Source organism: Nodularia sp. LEGE 04288, assembly GCF_963896525.1.
In the GTDB taxonomy this organism is placed as follows: Bacteria; Cyanobacteriota; Cyanobacteriia; order Cyanobacteriales; family Nostocaceae; genus Nodularia.
Genome location: NZ_CAWQOY010000122.1, coordinates 1 through 16,985 on the forward strand (window position 1 = coordinate 1; position 16,985 = coordinate 16,985).

The 16,985-nt window shown below is 41.0% G+C and carries 18 protein-coding genes; 4 read left to right on the forward strand and 14 right to left on the reverse strand.

What is annotated here, in order from left to right:
* Positions 1–320: 320 nt before the first annotated feature.
* The 3 genes from AACX33_RS15615 to AACX33_RS15625 all read right to left on the reverse strand — a co-directional run bounded on the left by AACX33_RS15615 (position 321) and on the right by AACX33_RS15625 (position 2,448).
* Positions 321–911 carry a DUF2459 domain-containing protein gene (locus AACX33_RS15615; RefSeq protein ID WP_322744522.1) on the reverse strand — a complete coding sequence of 197 codons (591 nt, stop codon included), beginning with the start codon at positions 909–911 and terminating at the stop codon, positions 321–323.
* Positions 912–1,002: 91 nt separating this feature from the next.
* Entirely contained in the window at positions 1,003–1,794 is a 792-nt protein-coding gene (locus AACX33_RS15620) for a superoxide dismutase (protein WP_193998321.1), read from the reverse strand.
* A gap of 303 nt (positions 1,795–2,097) precedes the next feature.
* Positions 2,098–2,448, reverse strand: coding sequence for a phage holin family protein (locus AACX33_RS15625; protein ID WP_193998322.1), 351 nt, complete (start codon positions 2,446–2,448; stop codon positions 2,098–2,100).
* A gap of 921 nt (positions 2,449–3,369) precedes the next feature.
* On the opposite strand from AACX33_RS15625, the gene AACX33_RS15630 reads away from it, so the two are divergent.
* Positions 3,370–3,759, forward strand: a complete 390-nt coding sequence (locus tag AACX33_RS15630; RefSeq protein ID WP_193998323.1) for a hypothetical protein — start codon at positions 3,370–3,372, stop codon at positions 3,757–3,759.
* Between the two features lie 47 nt (positions 3,760–3,806).
* Here AACX33_RS15630 and AACX33_RS15635 read toward each other — a convergent pair whose 3' ends face one another.
* Positions 3,807–4,934 carry a site-2 protease family protein gene (locus AACX33_RS15635; protein WP_193998324.1) on the reverse strand — a complete coding sequence of 376 codons (1,128 nt, stop codon included), beginning with the start codon at positions 4,932–4,934 and terminating at the stop codon, positions 3,807–3,809.
* Positions 4,935–5,058: 124 nt separating this feature from the next.
* On the opposite strand from AACX33_RS15635, the gene AACX33_RS15640 reads away from it, so the two are divergent.
* The gene (locus AACX33_RS15640) at positions 5,059–5,181 is read left to right on the forward strand and encodes a hypothetical protein (protein WP_265338658.1); all 123 of its coding nucleotides are present in this window, start codon (positions 5,059–5,061) and stop codon (positions 5,179–5,181) included.
* Positions 5,182–5,205: 24 nt separating this feature from the next.
* Here the strand turns inward: AACX33_RS15640 and AACX33_RS15645 are convergent, their stop codons facing one another.
* The 3 genes from AACX33_RS15645 to AACX33_RS15655 all read right to left on the reverse strand — a co-directional run bounded on the left by AACX33_RS15645 (position 5,206) and on the right by AACX33_RS15655 (position 8,817).
* Entirely contained in the window at positions 5,206–6,150 is a 945-nt protein-coding gene (locus AACX33_RS15645) for a hypothetical protein (protein ID WP_193998325.1), read from the reverse strand.
* 169 nt (positions 6,151–6,319) lie between these two features.
* The gene (locus AACX33_RS15650) at positions 6,320–7,270 is read right to left on the reverse strand and encodes a hypothetical protein (RefSeq protein ID WP_193998326.1); all 951 of its coding nucleotides are present in this window, start codon (positions 7,268–7,270) and stop codon (positions 6,320–6,322) included.
* 425 nt (positions 7,271–7,695) lie between these two features.
* Positions 7,696–8,817: an HhoA/HhoB/HtrA family serine endopeptidase gene (locus tag AACX33_RS15655; RefSeq protein ID WP_193998327.1), complete on the reverse strand. Its 1,122-nt coding sequence runs from the start codon at positions 8,815–8,817 to the stop codon at positions 7,696–7,698.
* A 210-nt stretch (positions 8,818–9,027) separates the two neighbouring features.
* Here AACX33_RS15655 and AACX33_RS15660 point away from each other — a divergent pair, with 210 nt between their 5' ends.
* Positions 9,028–9,711, forward strand: a complete 684-nt coding sequence (locus tag AACX33_RS15660; RefSeq protein WP_193998328.1) for a DUF305 domain-containing protein — start codon at positions 9,028–9,030, stop codon at positions 9,709–9,711.
* Between the two features lie 19 nt (positions 9,712–9,730).
* On the opposite strand, the gene AACX33_RS15665 is transcribed toward AACX33_RS15660, so the two are convergent.
* On the reverse strand, positions 9,731–9,880 hold the full coding sequence (locus tag AACX33_RS15665; RefSeq protein ID WP_193998329.1) for a hypothetical protein: 150 nt from the start codon (positions 9,878–9,880) through the stop codon (positions 9,731–9,733).
* A gap of 164 nt (positions 9,881–10,044) precedes the next feature.
* Between AACX33_RS15665 and AACX33_RS15670 the strand changes: the two genes are divergently transcribed.
* Positions 10,045–10,623, forward strand: coding sequence for a Uma2 family endonuclease (locus AACX33_RS15670; protein ID WP_193998330.1), 579 nt, complete (start codon positions 10,045–10,047; stop codon positions 10,621–10,623).
* A 102-nt stretch (positions 10,624–10,725) separates the two neighbouring features.
* On the opposite strand, the gene AACX33_RS15675 is transcribed toward AACX33_RS15670, so the two are convergent.
* The 6 genes from AACX33_RS15675 to AACX33_RS15700 all read right to left on the reverse strand — a co-directional run bounded on the left by AACX33_RS15675 (position 10,726) and on the right by AACX33_RS15700 (position 16,819).
* The gene (locus AACX33_RS15675) at positions 10,726–10,860 is read right to left on the reverse strand and encodes a hypothetical protein (RefSeq protein ID WP_265338659.1); all 135 of its coding nucleotides are present in this window, start codon (positions 10,858–10,860) and stop codon (positions 10,726–10,728) included.
* A 67-nt stretch (positions 10,861–10,927) separates the two neighbouring features.
* Positions 10,928–11,434 carry a hypothetical protein gene (locus tag AACX33_RS15680; RefSeq protein WP_193998331.1) on the reverse strand — a complete coding sequence of 169 codons (507 nt, stop codon included), beginning with the start codon at positions 11,432–11,434 and terminating at the stop codon, positions 10,928–10,930.
* A 51-nt stretch (positions 11,435–11,485) separates the two neighbouring features.
* A complete protein-coding gene (locus tag AACX33_RS15685; protein ID WP_193998332.1) occupies positions 11,486–11,995 on the reverse strand; it encodes a hypothetical protein in 510 nt (169 codons plus the stop codon).
* 513 nt (positions 11,996–12,508) lie between these two features.
* The gene (locus tag AACX33_RS15690; protein WP_193998333.1) at positions 12,509–14,677 is read right to left on the reverse strand and encodes an amylo-alpha-1,6-glucosidase; all 2,169 of its coding nucleotides are present in this window, start codon (positions 14,675–14,677) and stop codon (positions 12,509–12,511) included.
* 17 nt (positions 14,678–14,694) lie between these two features.
* Positions 14,695–15,678 carry a TIGR03885 family FMN-dependent LLM class oxidoreductase gene (locus AACX33_RS15695; RefSeq protein WP_339383013.1) on the reverse strand — a complete coding sequence of 328 codons (984 nt, stop codon included), beginning with the start codon at positions 15,676–15,678 and terminating at the stop codon, positions 14,695–14,697.
* Between the two features lie 586 nt (positions 15,679–16,264).
* Positions 16,265–16,819 carry a CAP domain-containing protein gene (locus AACX33_RS15700; RefSeq protein WP_193998335.1) on the reverse strand — a complete coding sequence of 185 codons (555 nt, stop codon included), beginning with the start codon at positions 16,817–16,819 and terminating at the stop codon, positions 16,265–16,267.
* Between the last annotated feature and the right edge of the window lie 166 nt (positions 16,820–16,985).

Here is a 16,985-nt window from a genome sequence, read left to right on the forward strand (position 1 = left end):
CCCAGCCCCTCCCCGCAAGCGAGGCTACCGTGTACACACAAGTGATCGAATCGCCCCCTAACCCCCAATTATGGGGGAACAAGAATTTTCAAAGTCCCCCAAACTTGGGGGATTTAGGGGGCAAAACCGGCTCAAACGCAGACAGGAATTACTTGTGTGTACACCGTAGCGCAAGCGAGGAGGGGGGTATGAAGTAACTATTTTACCTATCTCTCTAAGATACTGGGATTTTGAGGCTTTTGTTGAGGGTGCTATGATGCTCCACCCCGCTAAAAGCGATCGCTTGCTAAAAATAAATATGATATCAATACCTTAGCGAATTAACGGGGGTATTGCACTTTAAAATCAGCCAAAAGCACAAAACCCTCAACGCGACAATCTAAGTTTTCTAACCACACAACCAACTCGTGATTACTATTGTGATACAAAGTATAGTCGAGATCATCTTGGACAAAATTCATTTGATTAACTGGATTAAAAATCTGTGTAGCAATATTTTGGTGAAAGCGTTTATCCAATAATTTTTGTAGTCGAGTTGCTTTGGCTCTGGCCACGGAAAAATTCAGGATGCTAGTATTGCCATCTATAGCCTGCTGTAACTGAGCAATATTCTCATATTTTCTGCTCCCGAAAGCTCCCTGAGTGGGAATTAGCAGCGCTGCAATTCCACTACCCAAGTCTTCCTGGTTTAAAGCAAAATAACGCCAATCACCGAAAGCATACTGAATGAATCCGTCATCACCATCAGGCAAAACCAACCTCGAATGTAAGCCTAAATCAACCACATAAACAGTGACTGGTTCCACTGGGTTAACTGGGGGTATAATCACTGCGGGAGAGGCAATCAAGACTAGTGAAATCGAGGCTACTATTGCCAGAATGAATAGAGATATGCGATGAAAAATACTCACTATTGCGTCTGAGTGTACGTTGATTAGGACTAGGACGGCTTTGTATCTGAGCCACTAGAATTGTTGTCATCCTCGTCGTCTCTACTGTTTCCTAACTACCCGACTGCAATGAAACAAGCGATCGCTTGTTAATTTCCGGCCAATTGACCACGTTCCACCAATTATTTAAATACTCAGCTCGGCGGTTGCGATATCTCAGGTAATATGCGTGTTCCCACACATCGTTACCCATAATCGGATATGCACCATCCATAATCGGGTTATCTTGATTAGCTGTAGTGAGGATTTGCAGTTCTCCGGCTGGGTTACGCACTAGCCATACCCAACCACTACCGAAGCGATCGCCTCCAGCTTGGTTAAACTGTTCTTTAAACTGATCAAAACTGCCAAAAGTTTGGTTAATTTCTGCCGCAATTTCCTCTGTAGGTTCTCCACCACCTTCCGGACTCATGATTTGCCAATAAATTGTGTGGTTAAGGTGACCACCACCGTTATTGCGGACATCTGTGCGAATACTTTCCGGAACGTTATTTAAGTCCCGCAGCAAAGCTTCCACACTGCTTTTTTGCAAATCTGGCTCTTTCTTGAGAGCATCATTCAGGTTATTCACATAACTAGCATGATGTCCATCATGATGTAGTTTCATCGTTTCTGCATCAATAGCTTTTCCTAGTGCCGTATAATCATAGGGCAATGCTGGTAACTTTGCGGGATTAGCACTCAGTTCGCCATCAGGAGAAGCTACGGGGGGAAACGTTGTAGCAGTGGGAGTTGCTGGAGATTGTGATTCCGCTATAGGTACTGCTTGACAAGAAATTAGCACAATAGCCAGCAGCACACCTGTGAGTACAAAGGCAATTTTTTCTCTGATCAATTTGGACATAATTATTCACACCACCATCAATATTTGTATACTTAAAACTTCATTTTTTGCTGTTATAGCAACCGCCAAGGAGGTTAAGACATAAACGGATAAGTAGGTCGGCGTAAATAAAGTTAACTGGCTAGGGTCGTCATTTGTCCTTTGCCCTTCTCTGCGAGACACTACGTGAACGGCTACGCTCAGGGTAAATCATTGGTCATTAGTCACATTGGGAAGTCACAATTTTTCCCCCCTGCTCCCTGCTCCCTGCTCCCCTGCTTCTTCCCCCACTCTCCACTCCCCAGCTATATTTAACCAGTATTTTTAACCTCCTGTTCTGACAAGAGCCAAGAGAATAGAATTAACAATCGCTAAAGCAATAGAACCAATCAATGCACTCCAAAAACCCCATCTGAGAGTAAAACCCTGAACTATAGCAGCCGCTAAAGCAAAAATAATGGCATTCAACACAAAGAAAAATAAGCCAAAGCTGAGAATGATGAATGGTAATGTAAACAAACTCAGAATTGGCAGCAAAATTGCATTCAAAACTCCGAAAACAGCCGCAGAAATTGCTGCTTTCGCAAAATTATCAATTTCAATACCTATAGGTAACCTAGAAATAATTAAAAAACTGATTGTAGTCACTAACCAAGTGAGAAGAAGATTCACCATCGATAATTCCTCAATATGCTTAATTTATGCAAAATATTTGCGACTTTTGTCTGCAAAAAACCATAGCATTTCCTAGTCTAATAAAGTACAAAATTATCCGCGTTTATCTGCGTCCATCTGCGTTTAATTATTACTGCTTCTACCTCATACCAATTTAATATAAAGACGTATAAATAGAATTTAACCAGACATCCAGTTCCCCTTCTCACTTGCACCGGAAGGGTTAGGGGTGGAGTCGAAATAATATGCAGCCTCACAAATAATTGGTATTACTTGAATGGGAATTACCATACTACATAATGTTTAAATTTTTATTTGAGTAAAAATCGGCTTTAATTATGGTTAATTCTAACATAAAATACTTATTTTTTTAAGTCCCTTATATTAATATATAACCTTAGATATATTATTTCAAATCATTAACAAAACTATCGACAGATATACGAAAAATTTTATTTTGCTAAATATATAATTAAAACATAATCAATATCTCATATCTCGTTGATTGAGGAAAAAATAATCACTAAATTTTTCTGATTTCAGGGATAACAAACTCTATCAAACTCTATCAAATAAGTAGGTGGGCGTAAATAAATTTAACTGGCGGGGGTTGTCATTTTTCATTGGTCATTGCTAAGAGTTTTATGGGTGTTTACTTTTCGTAAGATAGTTTGGTTTTTCCGAGTCCCACTTACTTAATGATCTGGTATTTTTTTCAACTCAGCCTGCAAAAATTTTGGTTTAATTGGGGAAGTTATCATTCTTAAAATTTATCTTTATTTGCTAATTGAAGTTCTGACAAAATTCCCATAAATCAATTAAATCCTGATCAACTCCGAGCAAATTTTATGGGTATTATCAAAGCACCAATTAATCTGGGAACAAAAAACAACATATTGTATATAGTTGAGGGTAAAGAAAATGTCTGTTGAGCCAACTCTGTTCCAAAAAATTGCTGAAAATAGAAATTTTTCTCAGGTTACTCGCAGTGAAGTTAAACAAGAGCAAATCCCACCAGATGGCTTAGATTTCAATGATATAGCTTTAACTTTATCTCCCATAGTCTTGCTATTCAGTTGGGTACTCTTTTTCCTAATATTGCAAAAAATTAGGACTTTTTTAGACAATAAGATGGTTTTTTCTGTCAAGGGTTTACATAAAGTCCCCTGTAAAAACTGTCGCTTTTATTCAAATAATCATTATCTCAAATGTGCCGTACAACCTTCTATTGTCCTCACTGAAGAAGCGCAGGATTGCTCCGAATATTCACCGAGAAATGGCAAATTTACGCCCAGCAACCTTTTTAAATAAAGTGCAGATTATTTCGATTTTTATGCTTATTTTTCAGTGAATCAATCTTAGGTAACCTGACCTAAATCTCTTTGTCGCTGCAACCAGTTAGCCAAATCATGGGCAGTAATAATGCCCCTAAGTAAGCCATTTTGAATTACCAGTACACGTCGGACTCCGGAGTCTTGCATTTTTTGCAATACTTTAGACATCTGCTCATCTGGACTGGCTGTAACACGGTTTTCTGTAGGAATCATTGTATCTTTGACAGTCCGATATTTCCATTCCTCTCTGGGAATATCTTTGACCTGATTTAAGGTAATAATGCCTATCGGATGACTGTCTTCTGTGACTGGAAAAGAATGATAGCGACGACTGAGAAAGTATGTATCCACTAACTCTTGGAGGTTCATGTCAGGGTTGACAGTTTCTGGATGAGGAGTCATGATTTCTCCCGCCTTTACCCCTTCTAAACTGGTGCGAAGCAAAAGCTCTTCATAGCTACTTTCTGCGGCATTGTACAAGAACCAACCAATGAGAATCAACCACAGTCCGCCTAAAATTGCGCCAGCAAACATCTCCAAAGCACCGAAGCCAATTAACAGATAACTTAGTAATTTTCCCCCGTTAGTGGCAATTTTTGTCGCTTTTTTGAGATTGCCAGTATACTTCCAGATAATCGAACGAAAAACGCGACCGCCATCTAAGGGAAAGCCGGGGAGCATATTGAAGATAGCCAAAGCCAGATTAATCACAGCCAGGTAAGCAAAAACACCTGTGAAGACGACACTCCAACCAGCATTTATGCCCACATACCAAATCAAGCCGAAAAATCCAGCTAGAAGCAGACTCACAAGCGGCCCTACCCCAGCAATTTGGAACTCATCCCCAGGAGTTTCTGCATCCATACGAGTCCGTGAAACTCCACCAAAAATAAATAGGGTGATACCTTCCACGGGAATTCCTTTAGCCCTGGCGACGAAGGAGTGAGAAAGTTCATGTGCCAGCAGCGAGGCGAAAAATAGTAGTGTTGCTACTAGACCCATGCCAAAATAAGTAGCATTGTTAAATCCTGGATAGTTGGTGGGAAATAAACCCACGCTTAAAGTCCACAAAACGAGGAAGAAAATTAAGAACCAAGACAAGTCTACTCGGATTTCAAATCCGAAAATAGAACCAAGACGAAAACCTTGCATAATTCGTAATTCGTAATTCGTAGTTAAGAAAGTTTTATTATTTATTCCCAAAGGTTTGTAAATATCACCGCAAGTATAGAAAAGGGTAAGTGATTTCGCCTCTAGCAAACGATAGAGAACTGAGATGTATCTTTTGATAGGGACACCTTCAACTCAAAAATTAGACTCTGTGGCAAATCTCAACAAGATGATGGTTGCCGGGTTTTTAGGTGATATCCAACGGACTGTTAATGAAGTCACAAAGTAGTCATTAATCTACGGGAAGCATAGATTAATGACTGTCAAATTTCACAATAACTGGCTGGTTTCCCCTAACAATCAAAGCTATCTTTCTTTGTTCAGGATGAAGAATACAAATTTGATCCTTACCCAGTTGAAATACCACAAAATCTCCTTCCAGGTGAGTTGCACTATTCATCCGCCACCATGCCAAAGGTGTCTCAAGGGAGAATTGAAACCTTAAATCTTCAGATTTGTTATGACCTGAAATTCCCCCATGCCAGTTACGTCTATATTCCCAATTTGTATTTTCAGTCAGTTTGCGGACAGAACGATAAGGAGGGCGAACTCGGGAAATAACAGAATCAAACTCAGATAACTGCACAGTCTGTTGCAATTTCCCTAGCAAATTAGAACGAATTGGTTGATTATTTTCAGCAGAGATGAAATACAGCACATATTCTTCCCTCGGTTGTAACTTTGAGGCTGAGACAACATCAAGCTGAGTTAACATACTCGTCTGGCTAGCCAAACCATACAAAACCAATAGTAGTAGGTAGCTGATACCATGAATAATAAATGTAGCTTTAAGAGCCTTGAAGAATGAATTCGGCTGTTTGCGAAATAGTAACCAAAAGAAAGGATATTCAATAATTAAGGTCATTAAAAAAGCAAGAACAACAAAGATAGAAAGCCAGAAACGGATATTTTCAATATTTAGATTCGGAATATTAGTTGATAGTCGAGCTAGGGATAATACTCCCACCCAAGCAGAGGTATAATTGGCGAAAATCAGTATAACGATTGTTTTGGAATTTGGTGTATGAAACCACTTTGAAAGCAGTCTGCCTTCAATTACAGCGATGACTGCATTACCAAATATAAGATATATAAATTGAGTCCATATTAAAGGTGTTGCGGCATTAGCTAGGGCTGGAAAAGGAAAAGTTGTGAGCAATAAACTGAGAATAAAAACCAAACTAAATCGAATTTTCATGTATTCTATTCAATAAATATTGATTTATGTTGCTCAAGGTTTCAATTACTTCAGTTGTACCCCTTATTCATTTTCATTTGGGGGAAGTAGGTCGTATCAATAATTAGGATCGTAAAATTCTACTGTATTTCCTGCTCCCCATTGGGTGGGATGCCTGATTGTACAAGTTTCATGATTGCGCTTTGACAACAATAGGCTTGCTTCCCCGTGCAATCAAAGCCATTTTTCTCTGTTCAGGATGGAGAATACAGATTTGATCATCACCAAGTTGAAATACGACAAAATCTCCTTCTAGATGAGTTGCATGACTCACACGCCATGATGCCAAGGGTGTCTCCAGATTAAGTTTCAAGCTTAAATTCTCGGATTTGTGATAACCCGCAATTCCTCCCGCAGGTGATAACATACCCAGATAATATTGCCAATTAGTATTTTCATTTGGTTGGGGGACAGGGCCAAAATTAGAAACCTCTTCCGGAACAAAAGCCTGAAACTCAGAAAGTTCTATAGTTTCTTGATCTTTCCCTTGCAAGTTAGAGCGAACTGCTTGATTACCTTCAGAATTTATGAAATACATCACATATTCTTCTTTTGGTTGTAGCTGTGCGGCTGATACGATATCAAGCTGATTTAACATACTATTGTAGCTAGTCAAGGCGTACCAACCAAATAGGAAGAAGTAGCTGATGCCATGAATAATAATTGTAGCTTTCACAGATGTTTGCCATGAATTTTGCTGCTTCCGAACTAGAAACGAAAAGAAGGGATATTCAATGATTAAGGTGAATAAAAAGGCTATAGTCCAGAAAATATAGAGCCAATTATGAATGTTTTCAATGGTGATCATCGAATTACTGGATAACACAACTGCCAGCAACAACATTCCTCCCCAAGCCGAGGCATAATTGGCTATGATGAGTATGCTGGTTGCTTTTCCTCGTGGTACGTGAAACCACTTTGAAAGCATTCCCCCTTCTATGTACCCAATGACTGAATTGCCAATAAAAAGGTGAATTATTCCAGTCCATAGCAAGGCTGATCCTCCGTTAGCAAGGGCTGGAGAAGGTAAGAGTGCAATAGATAAACTCAGAATAGCAACAAACTTCCAGCTTATTTTCATGTATTCTTTTCAGGATATTCAGGTTATTAGCAAACCAGATAATGTAGTTATTTTTTCATAACTTCGCAGCTATTCAGTTAGGAACTTCCAAGAAATAAATTATCGCAGTAAACGTTAGTGTAGCTTGCGCGTAGCGCATACCACAGAGGCACAGAGGACACGGAGGAAAGAGGGTTCAAGAGGCTTCGCCGTGAGCGTCAGCGGCTCGACTGAGCTTCGCCGAACGTCCGAACGAACGGTTTTTTGCGTTAAGTTAAGTGGTTGAGTGTTTTTTATTTGGAAGTCCCTGATCTTGAGCAAGATTAAAATGGATGATGAGCCTACCCCCAACCCGCAAGCGGAGAGGGAAGAGAAAGCTTCGATTTGGAGGGGTTCCAGGTTTAATAAGTGATCAACTTGATATTAAATTCTATACAGAAGTTTTGCTATTTTGTGGGTAAAGCTTCTGGTTGAACTGTAATTTGTTGTCTGCTACCATCGCGATTGAGAGTAATTTGCATAGGTTTACCAATATTGGTGGCTTCTACTTGTTGCTGCACTTGCTTGATATTTTTAATAGCAATATTATTAATACTTTCAATCATGTCGCCGGGACGCATTCCAGCCCGGAAAGCAGGGGAGTTGCGGACGACTCCCAGAACAATCACACCTGTATCCTGAGTAATTTTAATATCAGCATCACTTTGATTAAGTTTCTCGCGCAGTTCAGGATTTAACTGAGCCATTTGAATACCGATGTAGGGGTGGTCTACTCGTCCTGTAGCTATTAATTGTTCTGCAATTCTTTGAGCAGTGTTGATGGGAATGGCAAAACCTAATCCTTGCGCTCCCTGGATGATGGCGGTGTTCATCCCAATCACTTCTCCTTGAGCATTCAGCAAAGGTCCACCAGAGTTACCGGGATTAATGGCTGCATCGGTTTGGATAAAGTCTACTCGCTCGGTTGGTACACCCAGACCGGCTACAGAACGCTGTGTGGCGCTGATGATTCCTTGGGTGACGGTGTTATCTAATCCTAAAGGATTACCGATCGCGATCGCAGGTTCTCCCGCCATTAAGTTATCTGAGTTACCCAGCTTGACTGTTGGTAATTCCGTAGCAGCAATTTTGACAACAGCAACATCAGTCACAGAGTCAGCACCTACAACTTCGCCCTGAAAACTGCGACCATCTTTTAAGATAACTGTGACCTTATCCGCATCTGCTACCACATGAGCATTAGTAAAAATTAGCCCATCGGCAGTAGTTATAAACCCTGAGCCAAGTCCCTCTTGTACTTCTTCTCTTGTGGGCAACTGTCCCGGAAAAAATCTTTCTATTACAGGGTCAGGGGATATTGCTACAGTGCGCGTGGAGTCAATTCGCACCACTGCGGGGCCTACCTCTTGGACAACTCTTGTTACATAATTTACATCAGAATTTTCTGTTGATTTCGCTAATAGATTTAAGTCGAGAGGTTGTTGAGCATTCCTGACATCTCTGGTAGGGATACATCCAGTTACGAGTAAAACTAAGCAAAAAGCCGATTGCTTGAGAAGTCGTTTCATAGGTCATGCTCTGGGACTGGGGAATAAATGCCCAATTACCTTGAGGGGAGTTTTACTTCCTATTGTAGTCAGGGAATAGAAGCATTTCATCCTGGTTTCATCTTTGTCTGCAATGCTCAATTGTAGAGTAAACATCACTGCACAGCTTGACTCTCTAGTTAACTGGAGAGTTGATAATATAATCGGAGTTATGTCTTGTGGATAAGAGTTATGCAAATTTTATCTTTGAAAAATAAGTTTCTGGCGTTGAGCTTTGTAGCATTGACATCTTTAACTGGCGGAGTTTTGACGGCTTGTTCGACGACGAGTTCCGAAAACCCAAACCCCAATACGACTGTAACCGAAACAAGCGACCAGCAGCAGATGAAGCACGGTGGTATGGATCATGCAATGGATTTAGGGCCAGCCGATGCTAGCTATGATTTACGGTTCATTGATGGGATGATTATTCACCATCAAGGGGCTTTAGATATGGCTCAGGAAGCACAGGAAAAATCACAACGTCCTGAAATGAAAAAGCTAGCAGACGAAATCATTCAAGCCCAGAACCAAGAAATTGCTCAGATGCAGCAGTGGCGAACAGCCTGGTATCCTAATGCTGGGGATAAAGTCATGGCTTATCATGCTGAAATGGGTCACATGATGGAGATGACACCTGAGCAAAAGCAAGCCATGATGATGAGCATGGATTTGGGTGCGGCTGATGCTGAGTTTGATTTGCGCTTTATTAATGGGATGATTCCTCACCATGAAGGGGCTTTAGTTATGGCTCAAGATGCTTTGCAGAAGTCTCAGCGCCCGGAAATGAAGGAATTGGCTGAGGAGATTATTCAGGCGCAAGAAACGGAAATTAATCAAATGAAGCAGTGGCGACAAGCTTGGTATAACAAGTAAGGATTTGTGATTGCGATGCCTAATTCTCTGCCTTCCCCAGCATTTGTAGTGGAAGTCCAAATACAACACAGGAACCGGAACACACGCCTGTGATCACAATATCCAGCTTACCACTGTGGCTGATAGCAATAGCTGGAGGAAGTGCGATCGCCTGTATAGCCTTCATCACAGGAGCCTTCTGGACACACCGCGCTGAATGAAGCAGCGTCAGGTCAGTATCAAGTGAGAATTACCGCAGAGATTAAAGGCGAAACGGTTAACGGGCGTTTTAGTTTTAACCGATAATTGTTAGAAGATGCAGTTACCATATTTTAGAGGCTGGAGGAAGTAATTATGAGCGCTTTAACTTTACAATTACCGGCTCATCTCCAATTTACTGATGACGAATTTGCTCAGGTTGTGGCTGCTAATAAGGATTTGCGTTTGGAATTATCTGCGGAAGGTGAATTAGTTATCATGTCACCAACTGGGGGAGAAACGGGAAACCGGAATTTTGATTTATTAGGTCAAGTATGGTTTTGGAACCGTCAATATAACTTGGGAAAAGCTTTTGATTCTTCCACTGGCTTTAAACTTCCTAATGGTGCAACTCGTTCTCCTGATGCTGCTTGGATCAGGATGGAAAAATGGGATAGTCTCACTCCCCAGCAAAGAAAGAAATTTCTGCCTTTGTGTCCTGATTTTGCTGTGGAATTGGTTTCTGAAACTGATGATGTCGCAGACACTCAAGCCAAAATGCGGGAATATTTAGCCAATGGTTTACAACTTGGTTGGTTAATTAATCCCCATGACCAACAAGTAGAAATTTATCGTCCTCATCAACCACCAGAAATTTTACAATCTCCTACAAGTTTATCGGGTGAAGATGTGCTTCCTGATTTTACTTTAGATTTACAACAAATTTTGGCATAAGTTCGTAGTCAGGACTTTAGTCCTTTCTTCCATAAGACAGTTCAGTTATGCCTAAAAACCAACGTCTATGTAGGTTAAAAATTTGGGTAAATTTGTGGGTTTTCACTTCGTTATACCCAACCTACAATAACTGTAATTCAGGATTAGGATTAGCGATCGCACCCAGAAGATCAGCGCATTAATTCCATTGAGAGCGATCGCCAATAGCCAAAAGTAATTAGAAATAATTTCTTCCATAGAGGTATGACCTGAGTTTGCAGATATTGTTAAATACGACGGAAGTATGAAATATGCAATAACGCTCTTATATTTCTGCTGTCGGCTTGATGGACTTGTGAGGCGCACTTACCCAGATATGAACATTCAACAATGCGATCGCCAATAGCCACAGCCAATACCCCGTCTTGGGTTGAATTGCGGAGAAATAGCAAAACCCCGCAGCATTTGCATAAAGCGGAAACCAGTTTGTTAACCATAGACTGACTAGTGCTACACCTAATGATCCCATTGCCAATAACTTCGGCAGATATCCCCTGCTTTTAAAGGATGTGAACAACGCCGCAAAATAGAGCGGGTTCGCCAACCAGCCAAAAGCACCATACTGGATAAAAACGACACCGATCGCGCCCATTATCAGGATATTTAGCCCACGCATAATTTCTAACGGACCCAGAGGCTCATTCCACAAGCCGGCAATTTTCAGTTCAGGAGAAGCAAAGGTTGTACAAACTTTCTCAAACTCCACAGCAGGCTGAGTCAAACATATTACGAACAGAAGCACCGAAATTGTCAGCAGAAAAAATCTTTTCATTGGCTCTATTTCCAGAATGTATAACTCTCAAGTCTCATGCTCCCGATGAAGTCAGAAATCAGCTCTAGTTTTTATCTGCTCCTGTAATACATTCATCAAGATTCCCATTTCAATATTAAAAAATATGATTATGATCGCATAAGGATACAATAAGAATGTCATCAATACATTTAATGATAATAAATCCTCAAAAGCACCCGAAAAGACAAAAAATGTAGGCATTGATAAACACAGAAAAGATATAGGAAATAATGCCCTGAAGGTAGGTCTAATTTTTATATAGATAGATGTCTCGTTCTTAATCTGCGGTGGCTGAATAAAAATTTGAGCTGCGAGTGGAAATTTCCCCTGTTTGCGAAAGGGACCTTTGATATTCACTAAATTGCCATTTGTTTTAACTCTATAGTTGCCTTGATTAAAGCGAGAGGAGCTATTGATCCTCATCCCTGTAGACTCCAAAGAGGCAAATAATTCTAGGGTTAAATGATATGGCAAAGCGATGTTTCGCTGAGATTGATGATATGGAATTACCCATTGAAGCCAGTTATAGCCTTGAAACATATAGGAATCCGGTTTGATTTATGAAACAATTAAGTATTGTAGGGTGCGTTAGGATGAAGTCCGTAACGCACCATTATTAAGGTTTTGGTGCGTTACGCTACCGCTAACACACCCTACGTGTCTGTTCAAATATCAAATAGTAGTCCTATAGTTGATATTACTCAAACTTGCCATAGGATCTAACTATTCATTATCAGTAAACCCCAAACTTTTGAAAACTAAGGTTAGTAAATCGAAAACTTTTGTAACTCAACGAAATCATCAGAGTTTCCTACGTTTTTAGTCTGGCTGAAAGCGAAGATTCCATAGAAAAAGGCTAGAAATCCCTAGTTGTAAGTAGGTGGGTATGGATTACGAAAAGTAAACACCCATGAAACCCTTAGCAATGACCAATGATTTACCCTGCTTGCCCTGAGCGTAAGCCGAAGGGAGCGTAGCCGTTCACGTAGTGTCTCGCAGAGAAGGACAAAGGACAAATGACGACCCCCGCCAGTTAACTTTATTTACGCCCACCTACTTATCAGTTCTCCAAGGTTGCCAAGTTTGCTGTTTTACCTCCACCTCACCAGATTTAACCACCGCATCCCAATGGGTAATTTCACCTTCCCGCCAAAACTGCAAATCCACACGAGAATTACCAATTTCTACGTGCTGGAGTTCAATTTCAGGGAGCCATTTTGGTATATGTGGATCAACGTAAAGCAACTGATTAGGCGCATCAGCTTGTAAACCCAGCATTGCTTGGATTAAATGAAAAACTGATGCCGCAGCCCAGCCTTGAGGCACGTTGGCTTCAATGTAAGGAACTGGAAAAGCTCCCGCTTCCCGCTTAATTCCCGCAAAAAGTTCTGGTAAACGATAACTGGCAAAATACTTGGCTGCATCAAAAGTACCGTGAGCAACTTCGGCTACTTCCGCCGCAAAACCATAACGTTTAAATCCCATTGCAATGATGCCATTGTCATGAGGCCAAATCGAACCTAAGTGATAGGAGTAAGGATTATAGGCAGGATTTTCGGTGCTTAATGTCCGAATACCCCAACCACTCCACATATCTGGTTGCATTAGCCGCTTGACTACACGGGCTGCACGTTCAGGGCTGGCGATACCACTCCAGAGACAATGACCTGCATTTGAAGTTAGCGATCGCACTGGTTGCTTCTCTGGATCTAGACAAAAAACATAACACTCTAAATCTTCACTCCAGAAATGCTCTTCAAAACTTACTTGCAGTTTAGCAGCTTTAGTGCGTAATTCTTGAGCAAAATGTCCTTCACCCAGAACATCAAACACCTCCGCCATTCGCATCCATGCATCAAACACATAGCCTTGTAACTCACATAATGCCTTTGGTGCTTTTACCTGGCTTCCATCTGGATAGACAACTGCATCACCTGAGTCTTTCCAACCTTGATTTTCAATTCCCCCTGATGATTGCGTTTGGTATTCTTGAAATCCATCACCGTCTAAGTCTCCATAATTATCAATCCATTCCAGACAACGCAATGCTCTATCTCGGTTATTCTGCAACAATGAATCATCTCCCAACCACTTCCAAGTTTCATGCAAAGTAATCAGAAATAAAGGTGTCGCATCGGCAGTACCGTAATAAGGTGTATGGGGGACTTTGCTAAAATATGCTAATTCACCTTGGCGGACTTCATGGAGAATCTTACCCGGTTGAGCATCACGCCAATCGTCTAATTCAGTCGCTTGTAACTGTCCCAATTTTTGCAGCGCTCCACGGGCAAAACCGGGATGGACAATCATATTTTGTAGACTAATAATCAAACTGTCACGGCCAAACAGCGTCACAAACTTGGGTACACCTGCGGCTGGTAGCCAAATATCTGGTTCAAAATCGTAGTCATATAATCGCAGTGAACCTAAATCCTCAACTGACTGGCGATAAAGCCGGACTAAATCCTCATTGGCGCAGACAATACCAGTTACCGAGTCTCGCCATTGACAATGCAACCTTTCAATTTCTGTACTGACAATAGCGGGATCTAGCATTGCTTGATAACACAAATTAACAGCTTCGCGCACGTGCTGATGATCAATCAGGTGATATTTACAGCAAGTGTGCCAAGTTTCACTCGGTTCTAGTGATATATCAAAGGTAACGCGACCGTTTGCATAGTGAGGTTGGGATGTAAAGTTACAAGGTTTATAAATCAAACAACGGTAAAAGGTGTCATTTTTATAGCTCGTTTCTAGCTGATTTTCTGCTTCTTGCCATTTGGTTTCAATATGCCCCCGACGCACATATTGCTGTGAAGCTACCTCGAAAATATCAGCAAAGTCGGAAGCCAGAGCAATTTCTAGATTAAAGTTGACAGGGTGGGATGCATTATTTGTAATGTCGAGATCCTCATGTATTCCCTGTTCTACTGTCCGGCTAATAATTAACGATAAATCACCTTGAGCAATTTTGCCTTGTGTAGAAGTGAACTGGGGATTGATCAGATAAACCCGTGCGGCATAATATGTTGTGGTTGCGGAAGTCAGGCGAATCCAGGATTTACCATCAACGTAGCAGGCATAGTCACTTAAAAATCTGGTATCATCTGAAAAAATTCCGAGATGACTATGGGGATTGATTTCTCCACCCAAGTCAGTGGCCATAAAGGTACTACCATGATTAATTGTCAGAATTGGTGGGCCGACAGTTACTCGCATAATTGTTTATTTACTCCTTAATTAGTACCTTGAAGGGCTGGAATTACTTCTTTGCCAAAAACTTCGATAAATTTCTGCTGTTGGCGATTAACGTTGTGTAAATAAATTTCGTTAAAGCCGAGTTCAATATCTTGCTTGAGCCAGTCAATATGCTGTTGCGGAGTGGCTGAGATACGGACAGATTGATACATATCTTCTGGTTTGACAAATTGTGCGATCGCCTCAAATTGCTGGGGATGCCGCAAGTCTGTCAATATATAACTTGGGAAAATATTTGTCCGCCATTGATCATAAGCTCCCTCTAGGGCGAGAGTTTCATCGGCTGCATAGGAAAGCTGTACTTTTAGATACATTGGTTTTCCTTCGCCACCACCTCGCCGGAATGCTTCTACAACTTGCTTCAGCATTTCATAGGGGTGAGAAATAGTAATCAGTCCATCCGCCCAACTTCCTAACCATTCCGCAGTGGCTGGGGTAATTGCTGCCCCCATAATCAACGGTGCTATGGCTGGTCTGGTATAAAGCTTTGCTTGTTCCACGTTTACCAGACCGTAGTGAGTGATAGTTTCACCTTTCCAGAGGGCGCGCATCACATCAGCACACTCTTTGAGGCGCATATTTCGTACAGCTTTCGCCGGCCAAAAATCCCCTGTAATCTGCTCATTTAAAGCCTGTCCACTGCCCAATGCTACCCAAAACCGTTGGGGAAACATTTCACTCAAAGTAGCCGCAGCTTGGGCGATAATTGCCGGGTGATAGCGCTGTCCGGGGGCGCAAACCACACCAAAATTCAAGGGTGTAGACTGCATGGCCGCACCTAGCCAAGACCAAGCATAACCGCTTTCGCCCTGGCGATCGCTCCACGGATGAAAATGATCAGAACAAGATATGCGACTAAATCCAGCTTGATGAGCTGCTTGGACATATTCTAAAAGAGCGCTGGGTTTAAATTGCTCGTGAGAGGCGTGATAGCCAAAAAATGCCATAGCCTTAACTCCAATCTCATGTTTAAAGTTTGAGGACAAGTAAATTGAAGCAATAGAAGATTGCTAACTTGGTAAATAATTCTTTGTAAAATTTAATTTTAGCTATTAAATAACTGAAATCTTCACAACAAAAAAGACCAAAAAATACTTATTACAAATGTCTTTTGCTCACCAACTATCAGATGTAATAGACAAAAATAAAACTATAACTATTGAAAATATAAATTTAATTTATACCTTACTTTTTTACAGTTATGGCAATAGTTTTATTACCACCCTTAGACAGAAGTAATCTAGTATTTCATCACCTAAAAAATCAGTCCCTAAATCAATCAGCATACCAAAATTTCACACCCTGGAAGGATGCGGTAATTCGAGTAAATTGATACACACTTAGGAAAAAAATCAAAGCAAAACTTATACAGTGCTTCTCATTTGAATGAGATACAGATTCAGGAAACACCAAAAAATAAATTACCCCAAAATTGTAGGGTGGGTTAGCGCAGCGTAACCCACCATTATCCTAATTTCCTAAACCCGACTACTGGAATGACAAGCTTAAAATACCCCATTGAAAAAAGCTGTAACCCAAATCCCTACCTTAACGCCGTAAGAACAACTGAGTGATGTAATAGGTGTTGTCAACTCGCCAAACTCCCACACCCGTTTCTGTAAAAACCGGACGAAGAATATTTTCACGATGTCCGGGACTTTCCATCCAACCATCAACCGCGACTTTTACAGGTTGAGGAACATTTGTACCTTTGAAGAGATTTTCCCCGACCACCCAGTAGATGATACCACCAGCACTTACTCTGTCTTGGAGATTACTGCCATCATCGCCAGTATGACTGAAAAAGTTATTCTCTGCCATTTGTCGGCTGTAATTACGGGCAACCTGTGCTAGTTTCTCATTATGCTCTAGAGGCTGGAGTTCTTCATCTTGACGCACCTCATTAATGCCTTGGCGAACTGCAATTTCGATTTGCTCAGTTGTGGCAGATTGGGTTGGTTGTGGCGACTGTGGCGGCTTATCTGATGGAATCTCGACTCTAGGTAAAGGTGGTAAATATTCAACTATCTGTTCACACCCAGTTAAAACCAGCGTCATCGCTGCCCCTACAACCCATAAAATCTGGGATAATTGGTTTTTCATGTTTGATTCATCAGGCTAAGAGGTTAATTCGCATCAGTGAGAATAATTTAAAATAATTTTATGGATAAAAAATGCAATTAATATCACAGATGATTAGGTGTTACTTAAGTTAATTACACATCTATCTTTTGAGGTATTTTACCAATAAACTTGTCTTTGAATATTG